Genomic DNA, 20,884 nt, shown 5'->3' with positions numbered 1-20,884 from the left:
TGTCAGCCCTTCTTTGTCCTGGCGGGCGGGCCGGCGCTGTAGGTGAAGCTGGTGATCGGGCAATGCTGGCCGCGCACGACCAGCGTGCCGAACCTGTCGAGCGTATCGATGCCGCGCGTTTCGAAGCCGATGGCGTTGGCGAAGGGCAGGTCGAAACAGTTGCTCATCAGCTTCGCATAATACCATTGGCGATGCTGGTCCTGCACATAGACGCCGCGCGATCCATCGGCTTGCCAGTTCCAGACCCCGCCATGGTTGACGAAGGGAATGGATGCTTCACCGCTTGCCGGCTGCTGCATCGCGGCCATGGCCGGGACGCTCGCGAACATAAGGGGAAGGGCCAGGAAAGCGGCCCGATATCTGGCGAACATGCTCTGTCTCCTGCAAGAGCGGATTTCGATTTGATGGGATCAGATCGCCGCTCCATCTTCATGACGCCGATATGGGTAGAAGGCCGCTCCGTCGGGAGGACGAGGCGACAATTTGATACAAGATTCAGCGCTGCATCCGCTCCGCGAAATGGCGGCGGCAGAGCGCGACATAGCGGTCATTGCCGCCGATTTCGGTCTGCTCGCCCCGCCGGATCGGCGCGCCCTGCGCATCGACGCGCAGGTTCATCGTCGCCTTGCGCCCGCATTCGCAGATCGTCTTTATCTCGTTCAGCGTGTCGGCCAGGCCCAGCAGCGCGGCGCTGCCCTCGAACAACTTGCCCTGGAAATCGGTGCGGATGCCGTAACAGAGCACCGGAATGTTCAGCCGGTCGCAGACAGTGGCGACCTGCCAGACCTGTTCTTCGTTCAGGAACTGCGCCTCGTCGATCAATATGCAGGACAGCGGGCTGTGCGCCTGCTGGGCGGCGATGGCGGCAAAGAGATCGGTCGCGGCATCGAAGATATGGGCCTGCGCCTCCAGCCCGATGCGAGAGACTATGCGTCCGGCTCCGTAACGATCGTCCACGGCGGCAGTCCACAGCATGGTTTCCATGCCACGCTCACGATAGTTGAAGCTGGACTGGAGCAAAGTGGTCGATTTGCCCGCGTTCATCGAGCTGTAGTAGAAATAGAGCTTCGCCATGGTCAGCGCGCCATTGGCGCGATCTGCTTGAGGAAACGGACCAGGGCGTCGGCCAGCGCGATACGCTTGTCGGAAAAGCCGTGATCGGTGGGCCAGACCATCAGCCGCGTGTCGGGATTGGCCGATTGCGCGTCCGCCGTCACCTTGCGCGCCATGGCGCCGATGCCCCGCTCCGCCCCGATGATGATCAAGGGGCGGCGGCCATAGCCCACCAGCCTGCGGCCGAGGTCGAACTTTTCGACATTGCCGCTGATTTCGGCGGTCAGGCTGTCATAGCTGGCGCCATGGAGCGGGGGCAGGTCGTCGGCAACTTCGGCCTTCCAAGCGGCTTCGCCCTGCGGCGTGGAGAGGGCGGCGGCGGTTTCGGCTGGATCCCAGGGATCGATCAGGAAGAGGCCCGCGACATGGGGTTCGGCGGCGGCGACGTCGGCGGCCATGAAGCCGCCCATGCTGTGCCCTGCGACGACGATGGCGCTCGTGTCGATGCGATATTTCGCCACCGTGGCGGATTGCTGGAGATATTGCAGCGCGTTCCAGGCGTCTTCCGAAGCGTGGGTGAAGGAGAAGTTTCCGGGACTGCCCCAGGAACCGCGATAGTGGAGCGTCAGCACATTCCAGCCGGCACGGCGGGCCGCCTGCGCCAGGTCCAGATTCTGCTCATTGCCGGGAAAGCCGTGGAGGAGGAGGAGCGTCGGGTGCAGGCCCGAACCGGCGGCGGTATAGAGGACAGCGTTGAGCGCGCCATCTCCGGAAGGGATGACGAAGGCGCTCATGCCGGCGGGATAGGCGGGATCAGGGGCCGGGTCCGTGGTGACAGCCGGATGGACCGGCGCTTCCCTGGCAGCGGCGGGCGTGGCGAGCGCCAGAAGCGCGGTTGCGAATATGCCCGTTCTTTTCATCTGCCCTGCCCCTTGCCTTGCCTTGCCTTGCCTGCGGACAAGACGCTGTTAGCCGGGCTGCGCCGTCGCGTCGATGGGGACGATGTTTGTCGGGCAGCGGCCTATTCGCCCTCGGCCTCGGGCTTGTCCAGATCGCGCGCTACCTTGGGATCGCGCAGCAGCCTGTCGATATGGTTGCCTTCGTCGAAGCTTTCGTCCGCAAGGAATTTGAGCTTTGCCGCATATTTGAGGCGCACGCGGGTCGCGACTTCGCGCTGGAGATAGGCGGTGTTGGTGCGCAGCGCCTTCAGCACAGCCTCCTCATCCTGGCCGAGCAGCGACTTGATGAAGACCGTCGCGTGGCGCAGGTCGGGCGACATGCGGACTTCGGTGACGCTCACCACATGGCTGGCGAGCACATCGTCATGGACGTCGCCGCGCTGAAGGATCTCGGAGAGCACATGGCGCACCTGTTCGCCCACGCGCAGCAGGCGGACGGAGGGACCTTCCTGCAAATTGTTCATGCCATTCACTCCGGCAAATCGGTAAAGAAGGTCAAATTATTTCCGGCCGGGTCCGTGATCGTGATTTCAAGGCTGCCCCATTCCGTCTCGACCGGTTCCCCCGGCCGGGCGTTGCCGAAATGCTTGGCGCGCAGCTCCGCCGCATAGGCCCGCACGTCATCGACGGCGATGCGAATGCCCGAACCCGGCGTCCCGTCGCCATAATGTTCGGACAGGTGCAGTACGCATCCCTCACGCGCCACGCCCATGTAGAGCGGCATGCCAGGTTCGAAGCGATGTTCGAACACCACCCCGAACCCCAGGAAGTCGCAGTAAAAGGCGCGCGTCCGCGTTTCATCGAAGCTGCGGAGGATTGGCGTGACCTTGCCTAGCATGACCATGTCCTTTTCCTCCGCGCCGCGTCGAGCGCGCTCTTGTTACAGCGTCCGGGCGCGTTCCTCGACCTCGAACAGCTCGAGCGTGTCGCCAGGCTTGATGTCGTTCGTGTCCTGAAGGACCGCGCCGCACTCCATGCCGGCGCGGACTTCGGCCACGTCGTCCTTGAAGCGACGGAGCGAGGCGATGTTGGTGCGCGACACGATGACATCGTCGCGGGTAAGGCGCGCGGACAGTCCCTTGCGGATGATGCCGTCGAGGACGAGCAGGCCCGCCGCCTTGTCCTTCTTGCCCGCGGGGAAGACCTGAAGCACCTCGGCCCGGCCGACGATGGTTTCGATGCGTTCGGGGGCAAGCTGGCCCGCCATTTCGCCGCGAACCTCTTCGAGCAGGTCGTAGATCACGTCATAATAGCGCAGCGAGATCTTCTCGCGCTCCGCCAACTGGCGCGCCTTGGCATTGGGACGGACGTTGAAGCCGATCAGCGGCGCGCGGCTGGCGGCGGCCAGCGTGACGTCGCTCTCTGTGATCGCGCCGACACCCGAATGCAGGATGCGCACCTTGATCTCGTCGGTCGAAATGCGGTTCAGCGACGACACGATCGCTTCAACCGAGCCCTGCACGTCACCCTTCACCACCACCGGATATTCGATGACGGTCGTGTTGAGCGCCGAGAACATGTGCTCGAAGCTGGTCGGCGCGGCAGTGGTGCGCTTCTTGGTCGCCTGTTCCTGACGATAGGCGGCGACTTCGCGGGCGCGCGCCTCATTCTCGACAACGGTGAGCTGGTCGCCCGCCATCGGCACGCCGGAGAGACCCAGCACCTCGACCGGCGTCGAGGGACCGGCGACCTTCACCTGCTGGCCCTTGTCGTTGATCATCGCGCGGACCTTGCCGCTTTCCGAGCCGATGACGAAAGTGTCGCCGATCTTCAGCGTACCCTTGCGCACCAGAACGGTGGCGACGGCGCCGCGCCCCTTGTCGAGCTGCGCCTCGATCACATTGCCTTCGGCGGCGCGATCCGGATTGGCGGTCAGTTCGAGCAACTCGGCCTGGAGCAGGATCTTTTCGATCAGCTCGTCAAGGCCGGTCTTCTTGAGTGCCGAAACCTCCACGTCCTGGACGTCGCCGCCCATATCCTCGACCACGACCTCCTCGCTCAGCAGGCGCTCGCGCACCTTCTGCGGATTGGCATCGGGCTTGTCGCACTTGTTGATCGCGACGATCATCGGAACGCCGGCCGCCTTGGTATGGTTGATGGCTTCGATCGTCTGCGGCATCAGGCCGTCGTCCGCCGCCACCACCAGGATGACGATGTCGGTGACGTTGGCGCCGCGGGCGCGCATTTCCGAGAAAGCCTCGTGACCCGGCGTATCGAGGAAGGTGATGATGTCGCCGCTCTTCGCCTTGATCTGATAGGCGCCGATATGCTGGGTGATGCCGCCGCTTTCGCCGGACACGACATTGGTGCCGCGCAGCGCGTCGAGCAGAGAGGTCTTGCCGTGGTCGACATGGCCCATGATGGTCACGACCGGCGGACGCGACTTCAGCGTTTCGGGTGCGTCAACCTCACCCTCCATGCCGATTTCGACGTCGGCATCGGACACGCGCTGGATGCGGTGACCGAATTCCTCCACCAGCAATTCGGCCGTATCCTGGTCGATCGCCTGGTTGAGCGTGACGGCGGTGCCCATCTTGAACAGGGCCTTCACCAGGTCCGCGCCCTTTTCGGCCATGCGGTTGGCGAGTTCCTGGACAGTGATGCTTTCGGGGACCACCACGTCGCGCGACTGCTTTTCCCGCTGCTGGGCGCCGCCCGAATAATGGGCGCGGCGTTCCTTCTCGCGGGCGCGCTTGAGCGCGGCGAGGCTGCGGGCGCGGGCGCTGTCATCATCCGCGAGGGCGCGGGTGACGGTGAGCTTGCCTGCCTGACGGCGATTGTCGTCGCCGCGCTTGGCCCGCTCCGGCTTGGCCGGTTCGGGGCGCTTGACCGGGGCGACCGGCGTGAAGCGGCGCGGCGGGGGCATGGTGGACGTTGCGGGCTTCGTTTCGGCAGCGGCCGGCGCGGCCTCGGCCGGGGCATCGGCCGCGACAGGCGCGGCTTCCTCAACGTTCGCCTTGGCCGTTTCCTCGACGGTCCCCGCGTCCACTTCGGGCTGGCGCGCGACTTCGGCCTCGGAAGCCTCTGCGGCCAGGCGATTTTCCTCGGCGCGGCGCTTTTCCTCCTCGCTTGCGGCAAGGCGCTGGGCGTCTTCGCGACGGCGCGCGTCCTCCAGCGCGGACATGCGGGCTTCCTCCGCCTCGCGCAGCAGCTTCGCTTGCAATTCCTGACGGGACATCAGGCTCTGCGGCGGGGCCGGGCGCGCGGGAGCCGGCTGCGGCGCGCGCGCCTGCGGCTGGGGCGCCGCCGGAGCGGCGGGGGCAGCCGCAGGCGTGGGATCAGCCTGCGGTTCAGGCGCAGCGTGGCCGGCTTCGCCCGGCTTGCCCAGGATGCGGCGCCGCTTCACCTCAACCACGACCGTGTTCTTGCGGCCGTGGCTGAACTGCTGCTGCACCTGACCGGACTCGACCGTGCGCTTGATCCCCAGCGGCTTGCGGCCCAGAACCGGCTTGTCTTCCTTGCTGTCACTCATACGACTGAACTATACCCTTCACATCAACCCGACCGGCAAGGCCCGTCGGCGCCTTCATTCCAATGCCAACTCAGGCATTCCAATACCAACTCAGGCGCCCAATGCCCCTGCGGAGTCCTGCTCCCCATGCACCGGCGCTCCGTTAGCGCAACCCAGATAGCTTTCCAAGCGGCCTATGGCGCCGCGCAGACGTGACGCCGCACGCGAGTCGGTCACCGCGATATGGACGACATTGTCCCGCCCCATTGCCATAGATAGGGCGTGTCGGTCCACAGGCAAGACGATGCCCGCCAAATCCGTGCCTTCCGCCTCCTGCCCGACGCGCAAAGCCTGGTCGAGCTTGCGGTTGCCGTCGGGGGCGGCGTCGGCGGCGTGGAGCAGCATCGTCACCTCCCCCTTGCGGCAGGCGACATCGATTTTTTCAGAGCCCGTGAGGACCATGGATGCCTTCGCCTCCAGTCCCAGCCGGTCGAGCAGCGCCTTGCGCAGGCCGTCCTCGATCAGCGCGGGGAGGTTGTCGGGGATTTGCAGGTCGCCGGTCTTGAACGCCCGAGCGAGCGCGCCCTTGAGCTTGCCCCTGGCGAGCGCCTGTTCGACTTCCGCGCGGGACACTCCGATCCAGGCGCCACGGCCGGGGGCCTTGGCGCGGATGTCGGGCAGAATTTCACCATTCGGGCCGCAGGCGAGACGGACGAGCATGTCCGGGTCGGCGCGGTCGCCCGACAGGATGCATTTGCGTTCGGTCATGACGCGCCCTTTCCGAACGAAATCCGTATTCCTGCCAGGGCAGGAATCCAGTTCCACCTTTTCGGGTGCGCACGACCTCTGGACTGGGCTCCCGCCTTCGCAGGAGCACGGCTGTCCGTCAGTGCTGGGGAAGCGCTTAGCCTCTCATTGGGAAGTGACCGCGGCATTGGCGTCCTCCCCTGTCGGCCGGGGCGCGACCCGATCGGCCATGAGCTGGCCGGCCGAGCCGTAATTTTCCATCGAGATTTCCGAAATCACCACCTGCACGGCAGAGGCCGGCTTCCCGAGACGCTCGACGAGCGACCGGGTGACGTCGGCGACGATGGCCGCCTTCTGTTCGCGGGTGGCGTTTCCGGCCAGACGGATATCGACGAACGGCATCTGCGCTTATGCTTCCTCGTCTTCGAACCAGTGGGCGCGGGCGGCCATGATGATCTCATTGCCCTGCTCTTCACTGAGGCCATATTCGGCCAGAATGCCGCCCTTGTCCTCGCTGCCTTCGTTGCGGCGGCGGCGCTGGTCGACGCGCTTCTTGGCGATCAGTTCGTCCGTGGCCAGATCGGCCAGGTCGTCCAGCGTCTTGATGCCCGCCTTGCCCAGCGTCACCAGCATCGCCTCTGTAAGGTGCGGCATGTCGGCCAGCGCATCCTCGACGCCCAGCGCCTGACGCTCCTCGCGGGCAGCGGCCTCGCGGCGGTCCAGCGCTTCCTGCGCGCGGCTTTGCAGTTCCTGCGCCAGTTCCTCGTCAAAGCCCTCGATCGCGGCCAGTTCGTCGATGCCGACATAGGCCACTTCCTCCAGCTCGCCAAAGCCCTCGGCCACGAGGAGCTGCGAGAGGGTTTCGTCGACGTCCAGTTCGTTCTGGAACAGTTCGGAACGGGCGACGAATTCCTTCTGGCGCTTCTCGGACGCGTCGGCCTCGGTCATGATGTCGATGGCCTTGCCGGTCAGCTGGCTGGCGAGACGGACATTCTGGCCGCGACGGCCGATGGCGAGCGAAAGCTGATCGTCGGGGACGACGACCTCGATGCGTTCCTCTTCCTCGTCGATGACGACGCGGGCGACCTGCGCGGGCTGAAGCGCGTTGACGACGAAGGTCGCGGTATCCTCCGACCAGGGGATGATGTCGATCTTCTCGCCCTGCATTTCCTGCACGACGGCCTGCACGCGGCTGCCCTTCATGCCGACGCAGGCGCCGACCGGGTCGATGCTCGAATCGCGGCTGATGACGCCGATCTTGGCGCGGCTGCCCGGATCGCGGGCGGCGGCCTTGATCTCGATCACCCCGTCGTAGATTTCGGGCACTTCCTGCGCGAACAGCTTCTTCATGAATTCGGGATGCGCGCGGCTGAGGAAAATCTGCGGCCCGCGGTTTTCGCGGCGGACGTTCAGGATCACCGAGCGGATGCGGTCGCCGACGCGGACGACTTCGCGGGGGATCTGCTGGTCGCGGCGGATGACGCCCTCGGCCCGGCCGAGATTGACGACGACATGGCCGAATTCGACGGACTTGACGACGCCGGTGATGATCTCACCCACGCGGTCCTTGAATTCCTCATGCTGGCGCTCGCGCTCTGCGTCGCGGACCTTCTGGAAGATCACCTGCTTGGCCGACTGGGCGTCGATGCGACCAAGGTCGATGGGCGGCAGCGGATCGACGATGAAGTCGCCCACGACCGCGTCCTTCTTCAGCTTGGTAGCCTGCTTCAGGTCGACCTGCTTGAAATAGTCGTCGACCTGCTCGACCACCTCCACGACTCTCCAGAGACGAAGGTCGCCGGTGTCCGGGTCCAGCTTGGCGCGGATGTCGTTCTCCGCGCCGTAACGGGCGCGGGCTGCGCGCTGGATCGCGTCTTCCATCGCCTCGATGACGATCGCCTTGTCGATCATCTTCTCGCTGGCGACGCTGTTCGCAATGGCGAGCAGCTCGGCCTTGTTGGCGGAAATGGCGTTGGCCATGGTCGTAAACCCTTATTCTTCGGTTTCGAACTCGTCCGCCCCATCGGAGGAGAGCGGCATGCTAGCAGAAATCAATGCGTCGGTCAGTATCAGCTTGGCGTCGCCCACCAATGCGAAGGGGATCACCACATCGCCCGCCTTCACGTCGGTGAAGAGAATGCCCTCCCCCTCTATCCCGTTCAGAACACCACGGAAGCTCTTGCGGCCCCCGACGGCTTCGGTGGCGGAAATCTTCGCCTCATGCCCGGCCCATTCGAGAAAATCGGTGAGGCGGGTCAGCGGACGGTCGATACCGGGCGAGCTGACTTCGAGGCGATAGGCCTCCTCGATCGGGTCGGCTTCGTCCAGCACGTCGGACAGGCGGCGGGAGATGGCGGCGCAATCCTCAATGACGAGCTGCTTCGTCTCCGGCCGCTCGGCCATGATCTGCAGCGTATACTCGTCACCCGAGCCGAACAGCTTGATGCGCACGAGGTCGAAGCCCAAGGCCTTCACCTCCGGTTCGATCAGGGCTGTCAGTTCGGCGATGTCCGCCATGGGGTCTCCAAAAGAACAAAATTGCAGCTTCCCGTCGCCGCAGGCGATCCGCCCGCGACCCCGACATGTTTGACGATGTAAGGAAGCAGGGGCGATATAGGCGGGATGCCGCAAAGCTGCAACATTATTTGTCGCGAGGCATTTGATAAGCCTTCTGTTAGCGTCATCAGCGCCGAAATTCAGCCCCGGAGGAGACGATATGCGCCATCTTGCCCTGACTGCCCTGCCGCTGGCCCTGATCGCCTGTTCGGCTGACAATGCCGTGGGGCAGAACAGCACCACCTCCGCGACGAAGCCGTTCAAGACCTCCGTGATCGCGGATTTCGATGCGCCCTGGGCCATGACCTTCATGCCCGACGGACGGATGCTGGTCACCGAAAAGGCGGGCGAGATGATCCTGTTCGATCCGAAGAACGGAACGAAAATTCCCGTCGCGGGCATTCCGCCGGTCGACAGCGAAGGTCAGGGCGCGCTGATGGACGTGGTGCTGGCGCCCGATTTCGCGCGGAACCGGTCGGTCTATTTCAGCTTTTCCGAGGCGGGTCAGGGCGGCAAGGGCGTGGCGCTCGCCACCGGCGCCTTCCACCAGGCGAGCGATGGGACGACGAAGCTGGACGGCGTGAAGGTGATCTTCCGCGCAAGCCAGTATGTGGATGGAAACGGCCATTATTCCGGGCGGATCGCCTTCTCGCCCGATGGCAGATATCTGTTCTTCACCAATGGCGAGCGACAGAAATTCGATCCCGCGCAGGATCCCAAGTCGACATTGGGCAAGGTGCTGCGGCTGAACCTGGACGGCACCCCGGCGGCGGGCAATCCGCTGGCGGCGAAAGGCTTTCATCCGGCGGTCTGGTCCTATGGCCATCGCAATCTGCTGGGGATCGCCTTCGACAAGGACGGGCGGCTGTGGGAACAGGAAATGGGGCCGAAGGGCGGCGATGAGGTGAACCTGATCAGGCCCGGCCTCAACTATGGCTATCCGCGGGTTTCCAATGGCAGCCATTATGACGGGCGGGACATTCCCGACCACAAGGCAGGCGATGGCTATGAGGCGCCCAAGCTCTGGTGGAACCCGGTCATCTCGCCGGCGGGGCTGGCCTATTATTCGGGCGACCTGTTCCCGCAATGGAAGGGGTCGCTGTTCATCGGCGGGCTGTCGAGCCAGGCGCTGATACGGGTGAAGCTGGACGGGGACAATGCGTCCAAGGCGGACCAATGGGACATGGGCGCGCGAATCCGGGAGGTGGAGCAAGGGCCGGATGGCGCGCTCTGGCTGCTGGAGGATGGCGGGCGGGGTTCTGAGGGGCGGTTGTTGAAGTTGACGCCTGCCCAGGGTTAGGGTGAAACGGGGCCATTCCGGCCCCGCTCCTCCTTTATACCAGCCGGCTCTGCTTCACCGCCGCTTCGATGAAGCTGGCAAAGAGCGGATGCGGGTCGAAGGGCTTGGACTTGAGTTCGGGGTGGAACTGCACACCGACAAACCAGTGATGATCGGGGCGTTCGACGATTTCCGGCAGCGTGCCGTCTGGCGACATGCCCGAGAAGATCAGGCCGCCCTTTTCCAGCGGCTCGCGATAGCCGGCATTGACCTCATAGCGATGGCGGTGCCGCTCGCTGATTTCGGTCGCGCCGTAAATGCCCGCCACCACGCTGTTGCCAGCGAGCCTGGCCGGATAGGCGCCAAGCCGCATGGTGCCGCCCAAGTCGGTTTCGGCGGTACGCTTCTGCAGGCCTTCCTTGCTCATCCATTCGGTGATGAGGCCGACCACCGGCTCGCTGGTTTCGCCGAACTCCGTGGTGGAGGCGTTCGCGATTCCCGCCGTGTTCCGCGCGCCTTCGATGCAGGCCATCTGCATGCCCAGGCAGATGCCGAAAAAGGGCACGTTGCGTTCGCGGGCGAATTTGACCGAGGCGATCTTCCCCTCCGACCCGCGCACGCCGAAGCCGCCGGGGACGAGGATGCCGTGCATCGGCTCCAGGCGAGCGGCGATGTCCGCGCCCTCTTCCTCGAACAGTTCGGCGTCGAGCCATTTGATGTTGACCTTGACCCGATTGGCGAGGCCGCCATGGGTCAGCGCTTCATATAGCGACTTGTAGGCATCGGGCAGGCCGACATATTTGCCGACGACGCCGATGGTGACTTCGCCCTCCAGATTCTGCTGCCGGTCCATGATGTCGTGCCAGCGGTCGAGCTTGGGCGCGGACGCGCCCTCCATGCCGAAGGCGCGCAGCACTTCGTCGTCCAGCCCCTCTGCATGATATTGCATCGGGACCGCGTAGATGCTGCTGGCGTCAAGCGCCGGGATCACCGCTTCGGGGCGGACATTGCAGAACAGGGCGATCTTGCGCCGCTCGCTTTCCGGCAGCGGATGTTCGCAGCGGCAGAGCAAGATGTCGGGCTGGATCCCCAGCGACGTCAGTTCGCGCACGCTGTGCTGGGTCGGCTTCGTCTTCAGTTCGCCCGCCGCCGCGATATAGGGGACCAGCGTCACATGGACGAAGATCGACCGGCCGCGGCCAAGGTCGTTATGGAGCTGGCGGATCGCCTCCATGAAGGGCAGCGATTCGATGTCGCCCACGGTGCCGCCAATCTCGCACAGCACGAAATCGAGATCATCGGATTCGGCCATGGCAAAGGCCTTGATCTCGTCCGTGACGTGCGGGATCACCTGGACCGTCGCGCCCAGATAGTCGCCGCGCCGTTCCCGCTGGATGATGGTCTGATAGACCCGGCCCTGCGTCACATTGTCCGACTGCCGCGCCGAAACGCCGGTGAAGCGCTCATAATGACCAAGGTCGAGGTCGGTTTCCGCCCCGTCGTCGGTCACATAGACCTCGCCATGCTGATACGGGCTCATCGTGCCCGGATCGACGTTGAGATAGGGATCGAATTTCCGAATGCGCACACGGAAACCTCGCGCCTGCAGCAGTGCTGCGAGCGAAGCGGCCATCAGGCCCTTGCCAAGCGAGGAGACCACGCCGCCGGTGATGAAAATATACCGCGCCATGGGGGGAGAGGCTTAGCCTTTTACAAACGAGTTGGGCAAGCGCGCGAATCATCGCGCGTGCGAAAAAAGCGAAATTGGGAGTGTCGCGCGCCTAGTTGGCGAGCGGGACAGCGCCGTTGGAAGCCTTGCCGCTCGCCGCGCCGGCGGCGCCCGCCAGCGGATCCTTGCCGGTCGCCGGGGCCGGCGCGGACGCCGGAGAAGATGTCGGAGCCTGGGGCGCCTGCTTCACCAGCGAGGTGTCGATGTCGCTCGGCCGGTGCTGAATGGAGGCGATCACCGCCAGCACGATCGACAGCGTCACGAAGATGCCGGCGAGAACCGTGGTCGAGCGAGTCAGGAAATCCGCCGCGCCGCGCGCCGACATGAACCCCGCCGGGCTGCCGCCGACGCCCAGGCCGCCGCCTTCCGACTTCTGCATCAGGATGACGGTGACAAGCAGGGCAGCGACAAGAGCCTGCACGACGAGAAGGAAGGTGAACATGAGACGAATATCTGTCCGGTAAAGGGAGCGTTGCCGCGCACATAGCGATGATAGGGCGCGGGGGCAACCGCCCCTGTCTTTCCCGCCCCCCTCCCACAGGCGGGAGGGGATTGTCATCCGTCGGCGGTCAGGCAGCAGCCGCGATCACCGGAGCGAATTTCGCCGCTGCAAGGCTCGCGCCGCCGATCAGGCCGCCATCGACGTCGGCCAGCGCCAGAAGCTCCGCCGCATTGTCGCCGTTCATCGATCCGCCATAGAGGATTCGCGTCGCGTCCGCCTGCGCGCCGATCCTGCCAGCAAGAGTGGCGCGCAGGGCCGCGTGCATCGCGGCGACCGCTTCCATGGTGGGGATTCGGCCCGTGCCGATGGCCCAGATCGGTTCATAGGCGATGGCCAGCCAGTCCGCCGCCGCTCCATCCGGCAGGGAGGCCAGCAATTGCGCCGCAACCACCGCCTCCGCATTGCCGGCGTCGCGCACGTCGAGGCTTTCGCCCACGCAGAGGATGACCTTCAGACCCGCGGCCCGCGCCGCCAGCGCCTTTGCCGCGATGTCGGCGTCGGTTTCGCCCTGGTCCTGTCGCCGTTCGCTATGGCCGACGATGGTCCAGCTTGCCCCTGCCTCCGCCAGCATGGCCGCGGACAGGCAGCCGGTATGCGCGCCGCTTTCCTTCATGTGGCAGTCCTGCGCGCCGATGAAGGCCCCACCCTTGACGCCGTCCGCCGCCGCGATCAGCGTCGCGGGCAGGCACAGCCCGACCTCCACCGCCGGATAGTCGCGCGCCAGGGCGCCGATCGCCTCCACCTCGCCCAGCTGGGCGCGCAGGCCGTTCATCTTCCAGTTACCGACAATCAGCTTCCGCCTGCTCATCGATCTTTCCCCTTATGGTTATTGCTGCACGGTCCCCCGCGGCGCAGCTCTCCAATCCGAACCGCCGGGTTGGCCGAGCCGATGAACGGCGTGCGGCCATTTGTCCAGCCTTGCAGCCCCAGCGCCCCTTGCCCGCGCGACGATCCGCCCTTAAAGCGGGCCGCCATCAAAGCCGCTTTTACGGACTTTCCTCCATGCTTTCAGTCTTTCGCCGTTTCATCCACTCCAAATTCGGCGCCTTTGCTGCGCTGATATTCCTGGGGATCATCGCGGCCGCCTTCATCATGGGGGACATTACGAGCGGCAAGTTCGGATCGTCCCTTGGAGGCGGCGAAACCGCCGCCAAGGCAGGCGGCGCGCGCCTGACCATGACCGAATTCCAGGACCGTGTGCAGCGCGTGTTCGAAAATGCGCGCCGGTCCAATCCGGGGTTGCAGATCGGCGATTTCCTGGCGCAGGGCGGCGCGGCGCAGGTCTATGACCAGCTTGTCGCGTCCCTGACGCTGAAGGAATATGCGAGCGACCAGAAGGTGCATATCTCCAAGCGGCTCGTCGACGCCCAGATCGCGCAGATTCCCGCCTTCCAGGACGCAGCGGGCAATTTCAGCCAGGAAAATTTCCGGCAATTGCTGCTGCGCGAGCGGATCACCGAGCAGGCGCTGCGCGATGACATCAGCCGCGAGATATTGGAGCGGCAGATGCTGGCGCCGCTGGGACTGGGCGTGAAGCTGACCGATTCCCTGGTGCTGCCCTATGCCTCGCTGCTGCTGGAGGCGCGTCAGGGCACCATCGCCCTTGTCCCCGCGACGGCGTTCATGGACATCGCGGAGCCGACCGACGCGCAACTCGGCGATTTCTACAAGAAGAATGCCGCGCGCTATACGATCCCGGAACAGCGCCGCATCCGCTATGCGGTGATCGACGCCGAACGCTTCGCCCAGGCGGCACAGCCCAGCGATGCGGAGATCGCGGGCTATTACAACCAGAACAAGACCGTCTATGCCGCGAAGGAAAGCCGCAGCTTCGAGCAGTTGATCCTGCCGACGCAGGCGGCGGCAAAGGCGATCGCGGAACAGGTGAAGGGCGGCAAGTCGCTCGCCGCAGCGGCGCAATCGGCCGGCCTTTCGGTCGCCGAACTGGCCGACCAGAGCCGCGAGAAGCTGGCCGCCGCAGCGTCCGCCTCCGTCGCCGATGCGGGCTTTGCCGCGAAGCAGGGCGATCTGATCGGGCCGCTGCGCGGGTCGCTGGGCTGGGTGCTGCTGCGGGTCACGGCGGTCAGGACGACCCCTGCCCGTGCCCTGGCCGCCGCGCGGGACGAGATCGTCACCACGCTACGCGCCCAGAATGAGAAGCGGCTGCTCAACGACTTCACCGGCAAGATCGAGGATCAGATCGCCAATGGCGGCAGCTTCGAGGAAGTGGTGAAGGACAATGGCCTGAAGCTGGAAACGACGCCGTTCCTCCTTTCCTCCGGCAAGCAGGTCGAGGATGCGGCCTATCAGGTGCCGGCCGACGTCAAGCCGCTGCTTGCCCCTGTCTTCGGCATGAGCCAGGACGATGACGCGCAACTGGTGCCGATCGCGGCGGACAAGCGCTATGCGCTGGTTGCGCCCGGCGACATACAGGCCCCTGCGCCGCCGCCGCTTGCCAAGGTCAAGCCGCTGGTGGCGATGCAGTACAAGCTCGCCCAGGGCAATGAAAAGGCCAAGGTGCTGGCCGAGCAGATCCGCGCCAAGGTCGCCAAGGGCATGACGCTGGACCAGGCGGTCGCCTCCGCCGGCATCGCCCTGCCCAAGCCGCAGATGGTGGGCGGGCGCCGTGCCGACATCATGCGCGACGGCCAGCGTCCCCCCGCGGAAGTGGCCATGCTGTTCACCATGGCGACCAACAGCGTGAAGACGCTGCCGGCCGGGCAGGATCGCGGCTATTTCGTCGTGCAGTTGAACGGCATCAAGCGCGGCGATGCGGGCACGGACAAGGCGCTGGTCAATCAGGTTCGCGACCAGCTCAGCGAAGTGGTGGGCCAGGAATATGACCAGCAGTTCGAGCGCGCGGTCGAGAAGGAACTGGGCGTGAAGCGCAATGCCAATGCCGTCGCCTCCGTCCAGCGCGCCCTGGTCAGCGCCAATGGCAGCGGTCAGTAAGATGGGCGCAGGGGGACCGGCGGCAATGGACGGCATAGAAAGCGCACGCAGGGCACTGGCGGCGGGACAATCCGCGCTGGTGTGGCGGCGCCAGATTGCCGACACCGATACGCCGATCTCCGCCGCGCTCAAATTGTTCGAGGCCGATCGCGGCGACTTCCTGCTGGAATCGGTCGAAGGCGGGGCGGTGCGGGGCCGTCACAGCCTGATCGGCCTGGCCCCCGACCTCGTTTTCCGTGCGCAGGGTCATGCGGCGGAGATCAACCGGCAATGGGCGACCGATCGGGATGCCTTCGTGCCGGAAGAGGCCGATGCGCTCGACGCGCTGCGGGCGCTGGTCGCGGAATGCCGGGCGGAGCTTGACCCCGTCCTGCCCGCCGCCCTGGCCTGTCTGGTGGGCTATTTCGGCTATGAGACGGTCGGGCTGGTGGAGAAGTTGCCGCGTCCTCCCGAAAATTCGATCGCGCTGCCGGACATGCTGTTCGTGCGGCCGACCGTCATATTGGTGTTCGACCGGCTGGCCGACGCGCTGTTCCTGGTCGCGCCCGTTTGGAAGGGCAGTTTTGCCGATGCCGACCGCGCCGTCGAACAGGCGCTGGAACGGATCGACGCCGTCGCCGCGCGGCTGGCGGCTCCCCTGCCCGCACAGACCGCCCCGGCCGAAATCGCCGATGTCGCGGTGACGCCAATGCTGGAACCCGGGCGCTATGCCGCGATGGTCGAGAAGGCGAAGGACTATATCGTCGCGGGCGACATTTTCCAGGTGGTGCTGGCGCAGCGCTTCACCAGTCCCTTCACCCTGCCGCCCATCGCGCTTTACCGGGCCTTGCGACGGATCAATCCCTCGCCCTTCCTCTATTATCTCGACCTGCCCGGCTTCGCCCTGATCGGGTCGAGCCCGGAGATCCTGGTCCGGGCGCGTGACGGCGAGGTGACGATCAGGCCGATCGCCGGCACCCGTCCGCGCGGCCGCAATGCCGTCGAGGACGCGGCCAATCGCGAAAGCCTGCTGGCCGATCCCAAGGAACGGGCGGAACATCTGATGCTGCTGGACCTGGGCCGCAACGATGTGGGCCGGGTGGCGACGGCGGGCAGCGTGACGGTGACGGACAGCTACAGCGTCGAATTCTACAGCCATGTGATGCATATCGTGTCGAACGTGGTAGGACGGCTGGCACCCGGCAAGGACGCGCTGGATGCCCTGTTCGCGGGCTTTCCGGCCGGCACGGTGTCGGGTGCGCCCAAGGTGCGGGCCTGCGAGATCATCGCGGAACTGGAGCCGGAAACGCGGGGCGCCTATGCCGGCGGCGTCGGCTATTTCGGGCCGGACGGCAATATGGACAGCTGCATCGTCCTGCGCACGGCGGTCCTCAAGGACGGGGTGATGCACGTGCAGGCGGGCGCCGGCATCGTCGCGGATTCGACGCCGGAATATGAGCAGCGGGAATGCGAGGCGAAAAGCGGCGCACTGCTCGCGGCCGCGCGGGAAGCCGTGACGCTGGCCCGTGCTTCGGGATTTGGGCAATAAAAGTTGGATGGGCGACGGCGGGGAGCGAGTAGTCCGTCGCTGACATTCGCGGTTCCCTGAACCGGGCAGAGCTGGGGGACCAGAACCGGCTGCCGCCTGTAATTCGCTATCGCAACGACCGGATCAGACCCAGCCTTCCAGCACCTGATTGGGCGGTCGATGGCCATCGACCCAGCTGCGGATATTGGCGATCACCCGTGCTCCGGTGGCGTCGCGCCCTTCGATGGTGGCGGACCCCATGTGCGGCAGCAGCACGACGTTCGAAAGGTCCAGCAGGCGCGGATCAACAGCCGGCTCATGGGTGTAGACGTCCAGCCCCGCCCCCGCGATCCGTCCTTCCGCGAGCGCGCCGATCAGGGCGGATTCATCCGTGATCTCTGCCCGCGACGTATTGATCAGATAGGCATCGGGCCGCATCAGCGCGATCCGCCGGGCATCGATCATCGCCCGGCTGTCGGCATTGAGCGGACAATGTATCGACACGATGTCGCTTGCCGCCAGCAGGGAATCGACATCCTCGTGCCAATGGGCCTGCAATTCCTGCTCGACCTCGAAAGGCAGGCGATGGCGGTTGTGGTAGGCGATGGACAGGCCAAAGGCCGCCGCGCGGCGGGCGACGGCGCGGCCGATGCGGCCCATGCCGATGATGCCCAGCTTCTTGCCGCCGATGCGATGCCCCAGCATGCCCGAGGGGCTCCAGCCGGTCCACGCGCCGGATCGCACCAGCTTCTCCCCCTCCGCCAGGCGGCGCGGCACCGACAGGATCAGCGCCATCGTCATGTCCGCCGTATCCTCGGTCAGAACGCCGGGCGTGTTGGTGACGATGATCCCCTTCTTCCGCGCGGCATTGAGGTCGATATGGTCGACGCCGCTGCCGAAGCTGGCGATCAGTTGCAGCCGTTCAGGCGCCGCATCGATCAGCGCGGCGTCGATCTGGTCGGTGACCGCGGGGACCAGCACGTCGCATTGCGCCATGGCGCGGGTCAGCGCTGGCCGGTCCATCGGCACGTCGCCGATGTTGAAGACGGTGTCGAACAGTTCGGCCATGCGCGCCTCGACATTGGGAGGCAGGCGGCGCGTGACAATGACGCGCGGCGTGGCGGGGCGCGGTTTCTTGGCCATGTCTGGCCGCTATTCCCCGTGAGGACGATGGTCAAGCGCTTATCCATATGCGCAAGAGAGCGGTTGTCGCTGGCGGCCGCGAACGGCTATGGTCGGGCGGTCAGATGATGGGGACGATATGGGCATGAAGGGCTATCTGGGCGCGGGCATGGTCGCGGCGCTGTGCTGGGCGGGCGGAGCATGGGCCACGCCAGCGAAGCCGGTGCCCTATTGGGCTTCGCTGACGCAGGCGGAGGCACGCATGCGGGTCGGCCCCAGCCTCGATTACCCGTCAAACTGGGTCTATCGCCGCCGCGACCTGCCGGTGAAGGTGGTGCAGGTGCTGGGCCTGTGGCGCAAGGTCGAGGATTCGACCGGCACGCAGGGGTGGATGCATGTCCGCTTGCTGAGCGATACGCCGACCGCCATCGTCACCGCCGACATCGCGCCGATGCGCGATTCCCCCAGTGACGACGCCCGCGCCCTGTTCCGCGCGCAGAAGGGCGTGGTGGGGCGGCTTTCCTCCTGCGGCAAGGGCTGGTGCGCATTCGACGTCGGCGGCCAGAAGGGCTTCGTCCGCGCCAGCGACATATGGGGCGCGACGCAGTAGCGCGGCCTTATTCGCCCTCTTGATCGAAGCGGTCGGCATGCATCAGGCGCTTCGCCAGGGGCGCCAGCGCCATGACGGCCAGCCCCGCGCCCACCGACCACCAGCCGATCGTCCCGTAGACCGCCAGCACATCGCCGCGGGAGGCCGCACCGCCCTCCCCGCCCGTGGCGGCCGCGATCAGCCCGGCGGCATATTCGCCAAGAGCCATGGCCAGGAACCAGATGCCCATCATCAGGCCGATCATGCGCGAGGGCGCCAGTTTCGACATGGCGGACAGGCCGACCGGCGACAGGCAGAGTTCGCCCAGCGTGTGGCAAAGGTAGAGCAGGAAGATGAACAGCACCGGCGTGAGCGTGCCGGGCGCGCCGGCCCCCGTCACCAGGATGAGGAAACCGGCACCGACAAGGGTAAGCGCGATGCCGAACTTGGCCGGGGTGGAGGGTTCCCATCCCCGCTTCGCCAGCCATATCCACAAACCCGCCAGCACGGGTCCGAACATCAGGATATAGGCCGCGTTGACCGACTGGAACATCGATGCGGGAACATTGAAGCCCCATATGTTGCGATCCGTATAGCGGTCCGTGAACAGGCTGAGCGATGATCCGGTCTGTTCATAGAGACCCCAGAAAAGCGGGTTGATGACCAGCAGGAACAATGCCGCCAGCATCCGGTCGCGACCGATCCGCTCCATGCGGCCAAAGGCTTCCCACAGGATGTACAGCACGACCGCGGCGCTCGCCACGGCAAGCATCCAGCCGACGATCACATGGTTCTGGATCAGGGCCCAGCACAGCCCGATCGACGCCAGGCTGGAGAGATAGACCAGCCATTCGCGGCTGACGATGCCGCCGACCCGTTCCTTCAGATGATCGGGATCGCGGGGTTCCCCCCTTCCCTGCAACAGTGGCTTGCACAGCATGAAGCCGATGACGCCGGCGATCATGCCGACCGATGCCGCGCCGAAGCCCCAGTGCCAGCCCCATGTCTGGCCCAGATAGCCGCAGATGACGGGACCGATGGTCGCGCCGGCATTGATGCCCATGTAGAAGATCGTATAGGCCGGGTCGCGCCGCATGTCGTCGCGCGGATAAAGCTGTCCCACCAGCGCCGACGCGCTGGACTTCAGGAAACCCGTGCCGGTGATCACCGTCGCCAGGCCGAGCCAGAACAGGCCAAGGCCCATGGCGCCCGCATCGTCGCTTTCCATGCCCAGGATGAGGTGGCCGATGGCGATCACGACGCCGCCGAACAGAACCGCCTTGCGCTGGCCCAGATAGCGGTCGGCCAGATAGCCGCCCATCAGCGGGGATATGTAGATCAGCGACATATAGGCGCCATAGGCATGGCTGGCGTCGCGGTCGGAAAAGAGGAAATGCTGCGTCAGGTAGAAGATCAGCAGCGCGCGCATGCCGTAGAAGGAGAAACGTTCCCACATTTCCACGAAGAACAGCAGGAACAGCCCGCGGGGATGGCCGAGCCAGGTCTTGCCCTTACCCGGTGCGTCGGCATTTGAAACTGAGGTCGCCATCCGGCCCCTTATCCTATCCTGTTGCGGACGCGCGAAGGGCATCCCTGGTCGGCCCCAGCCTGCAGCATTTTCCGGGCGGATGGAATCATCTGCCGCCGGGAAAACACTGCAAAACAAACATCTGGAGCAGCCGAGCCGACAAGGCCGGACCGGCACCTGCTCTTCTAGAGCCCGAATTATTCATCTGTCAAAGAGCGGCCATGCCCTTGCGTCATCGTCTCCGCCGCTCCATTTGGGCCAGCATGTTCAATGATCGCAGCTCCCCCCTCTCGCTCCTGCAGACCCGTCGGTCCGGCAAGCCGCGCGACCTGATCGCGCCGGGACCGGACGAAGACCAGCTTCGCACGATATTGGAAGTCGCGCAGCGCACGCCCGATCACGGCAAGCTGGCGCCATGGCGCTTCGTCATCGTGCCGCTGGAAAGGCGTGACGCTCTGGCAGCGCTGCTCGAACGGGCCTATCGCGCCGAGAAGCCCGATGCCGGGCGGCTGGAGATAGAGGCCATGCACCAGTTCGCGCACCAGGCGCCGACACTGGTCGTCGCGCTTTCCGCGCCGGTGGAGGGCAGCAAGATCCCGCTGTGGGAACAGGAGCTTTCGGCGGGCGCCGCGATCATGAACCTGCTTCACGCGACCCATGCCCTGGGATTTGCGGGCGGCTGGCTGACCGGCTGGGCCAGCTATAATGAGGATGTGCGCGCGGCTTTCGCCAAGGGGCAGGAAAGGATTGCCGGCTTCATCTTCATCGGCACGCCGGGCCGGCCGCAGGACGAGCGGCCCCGGCCAGAATATGACAATATAGTTTCGGTCTGGGACAGATAGTTACAGGATTGACGGGGTATTAGGTAAGGCCATCGCTTGACGCGCACCGCTGTATTATGGCACTGATG

General features: G+C 65.5%; 20 protein-coding genes. 5 read left to right on the top strand and 15 right to left on the bottom strand.

Annotation, left to right across the window (positions count from 1 at the left end; all coding sequences use genetic code 11):
• Positions 1–2 precede the first annotated feature (2 nt).
• The 10 genes from MRBLMC3_RS01545 to rimP form a co-directional block, all read right to left on the bottom strand.
• Positions 3–371, bottom strand: a complete 369-nt coding sequence (locus MRBLMC3_RS01545) for a DUF6491 family protein (protein ID WP_363735161.1) — start codon at positions 369–371, stop codon at positions 3–5.
• A 124-nt stretch (positions 372–495) separates the two neighbouring features.
• Positions 496–1,074 (bottom strand): thymidine kinase, encoded by a 579-nt coding sequence (locus MRBLMC3_RS01540; protein ID WP_363735163.1) that lies wholly within the window; start codon positions 1,072–1,074, stop codon positions 496–498.
• Positions 1,075–1,076: 2 nt separating this feature from the next.
• Positions 1,077–1,973 carry an alpha/beta hydrolase gene (locus MRBLMC3_RS01535; RefSeq protein WP_363825342.1) on the bottom strand — a complete coding sequence of 299 codons (897 nt, stop codon included), beginning with the start codon at positions 1,971–1,973 and terminating at the stop codon, positions 1,077–1,079.
• A 101-nt stretch (positions 1,974–2,074) separates the two neighbouring features.
• Entirely contained in the window at positions 2,075–2,476 is a 402-nt protein-coding gene (gene rbfA / locus MRBLMC3_RS01530; protein ID WP_133651794.1) for a 30S ribosome-binding factor RbfA, read from the bottom strand.
• 5 nt (positions 2,477–2,481) lie between these two features.
• Positions 2,482–2,856: a glyoxalase superfamily protein gene (locus MRBLMC3_RS01525; RefSeq protein ID WP_133651793.1), complete on the bottom strand. Its 375-nt coding sequence runs from the start codon at positions 2,854–2,856 to the stop codon at positions 2,482–2,484.
• 36 nt (positions 2,857–2,892) lie between these two features.
• The gene (gene infB, locus MRBLMC3_RS01520) at positions 2,893–5,484 is read right to left on the bottom strand and encodes a translation initiation factor IF-2 (RefSeq protein WP_363735165.1); all 2,592 of its coding nucleotides are present in this window, start codon (positions 5,482–5,484) and stop codon (positions 2,893–2,895) included.
• A gap of 90 nt (positions 5,485–5,574) precedes the next feature.
• A complete protein-coding gene (locus tag MRBLMC3_RS01515) occupies positions 5,575–6,231 on the bottom strand; it encodes a DUF448 domain-containing protein (protein ID WP_363735166.1) in 657 nt (218 codons plus the stop codon).
• 144 nt (positions 6,232–6,375) lie between these two features.
• Complete coding sequence (locus MRBLMC3_RS01510; RefSeq protein ID WP_133651790.1) at positions 6,376–6,612, bottom strand: tautomerase family protein; 237 nt, start codon at positions 6,610–6,612, stop codon at positions 6,376–6,378.
• A gap of 6 nt (positions 6,613–6,618) precedes the next feature.
• Positions 6,619–8,190, bottom strand: coding sequence for a transcription termination factor NusA (gene nusA, locus MRBLMC3_RS01505; RefSeq protein WP_363735168.1), 1,572 nt, complete (start codon positions 8,188–8,190; stop codon positions 6,619–6,621).
• Between the two features lie 12 nt (positions 8,191–8,202).
• A complete protein-coding gene (gene rimP, locus MRBLMC3_RS01500; RefSeq protein ID WP_133651788.1) occupies positions 8,203–8,727 on the bottom strand; it encodes a ribosome maturation protein RimP in 525 nt (174 codons plus the stop codon).
• A gap of 199 nt (positions 8,728–8,926) precedes the next feature.
• Between rimP and MRBLMC3_RS01495 the strand changes: the two genes are divergently transcribed.
• A complete protein-coding gene (locus MRBLMC3_RS01495; RefSeq protein WP_363825339.1) occupies positions 8,927–10,066 on the top strand; it encodes a PQQ-dependent sugar dehydrogenase in 1,140 nt (379 codons plus the stop codon).
• A 34-nt stretch (positions 10,067–10,100) separates the two neighbouring features.
• Here MRBLMC3_RS01495 and MRBLMC3_RS01490 read toward each other — a convergent pair whose 3' ends face one another.
• The 3 genes from MRBLMC3_RS01490 to tpiA form a co-directional block, all read right to left on the bottom strand.
• Positions 10,101–11,735, bottom strand: a complete 1,635-nt coding sequence (locus tag MRBLMC3_RS01490; RefSeq protein WP_363735170.1) for a CTP synthase — start codon at positions 11,733–11,735, stop codon at positions 10,101–10,103.
• A gap of 91 nt (positions 11,736–11,826) precedes the next feature.
• A complete protein-coding gene (gene secG / locus MRBLMC3_RS01485; RefSeq protein WP_363735171.1) occupies positions 11,827–12,216 on the bottom strand; it encodes a preprotein translocase subunit SecG in 390 nt (129 codons plus the stop codon).
• Between the two features lie 127 nt (positions 12,217–12,343).
• Positions 12,344–13,084, bottom strand: coding sequence for a triose-phosphate isomerase (gene tpiA / locus MRBLMC3_RS01480; RefSeq protein ID WP_363825336.1), 741 nt, complete (start codon positions 13,082–13,084; stop codon positions 12,344–12,346).
• A gap of 194 nt (positions 13,085–13,278) precedes the next feature.
• Here tpiA and MRBLMC3_RS01475 point away from each other — a divergent pair, with 194 nt between their 5' ends.
• Together MRBLMC3_RS01475 and trpE are read left to right on the top strand one after the other, a co-directional pair.
• The gene (locus MRBLMC3_RS01475; protein WP_363825333.1) at positions 13,279–15,228 is read left to right on the top strand and encodes a peptidylprolyl isomerase; all 1,950 of its coding nucleotides are present in this window, start codon (positions 13,279–13,281) and stop codon (positions 15,226–15,228) included.
• 25 nt (positions 15,229–15,253) lie between these two features.
• Positions 15,254–16,756, top strand: a complete 1,503-nt coding sequence (gene trpE, locus MRBLMC3_RS01470) for an anthranilate synthase component I (protein WP_363735400.1) — start codon at positions 15,254–15,256, stop codon at positions 16,754–16,756.
• Positions 16,757–16,879: 123 nt separating this feature from the next.
• Here trpE and MRBLMC3_RS01465 read toward each other — a convergent pair whose 3' ends face one another.
• Positions 16,880–17,878 (bottom strand): 2-hydroxyacid dehydrogenase, encoded by a 999-nt coding sequence (locus MRBLMC3_RS01465; RefSeq protein WP_363735174.1) that lies wholly within the window; start codon positions 17,876–17,878, stop codon positions 16,880–16,882.
• Positions 17,879–17,996: 118 nt separating this feature from the next.
• Between MRBLMC3_RS01465 and MRBLMC3_RS01460 the strand changes: the two genes are divergently transcribed.
• Positions 17,997–18,467, top strand: coding sequence for an SH3 domain-containing protein (locus MRBLMC3_RS01460; protein WP_363753944.1), 471 nt, complete (start codon positions 17,997–17,999; stop codon positions 18,465–18,467).
• A gap of 7 nt (positions 18,468–18,474) precedes the next feature.
• Here the strand turns inward: MRBLMC3_RS01460 and MRBLMC3_RS01455 are convergent, their stop codons facing one another.
• Positions 18,475–19,995, bottom strand: a complete 1,521-nt coding sequence (locus MRBLMC3_RS01455; protein WP_363825330.1) for a peptide MFS transporter — start codon at positions 19,993–19,995, stop codon at positions 18,475–18,477.
• A gap of 242 nt (positions 19,996–20,237) precedes the next feature.
• On the opposite strand from MRBLMC3_RS01455, the gene MRBLMC3_RS01450 reads away from it, so the two are divergent.
• On the top strand, positions 20,238–20,816 hold the full coding sequence (locus tag MRBLMC3_RS01450) for a nitroreductase family protein (RefSeq protein ID WP_363735402.1): 579 nt from the start codon (positions 20,238–20,240) through the stop codon (positions 20,814–20,816).
• Positions 20,817–20,884 lie beyond the last annotated feature (68 nt).

The organism is Sphingobium sp. LMC3-1-1.1 (assembly GCF_040676285.1).
Taxonomy (GTDB): Bacteria; Pseudomonadota; Alphaproteobacteria; order Sphingomonadales; family Sphingomonadaceae; genus Sphingobium.
This window is presented reverse-complemented; position numbering and strand designations above follow the sequence as displayed.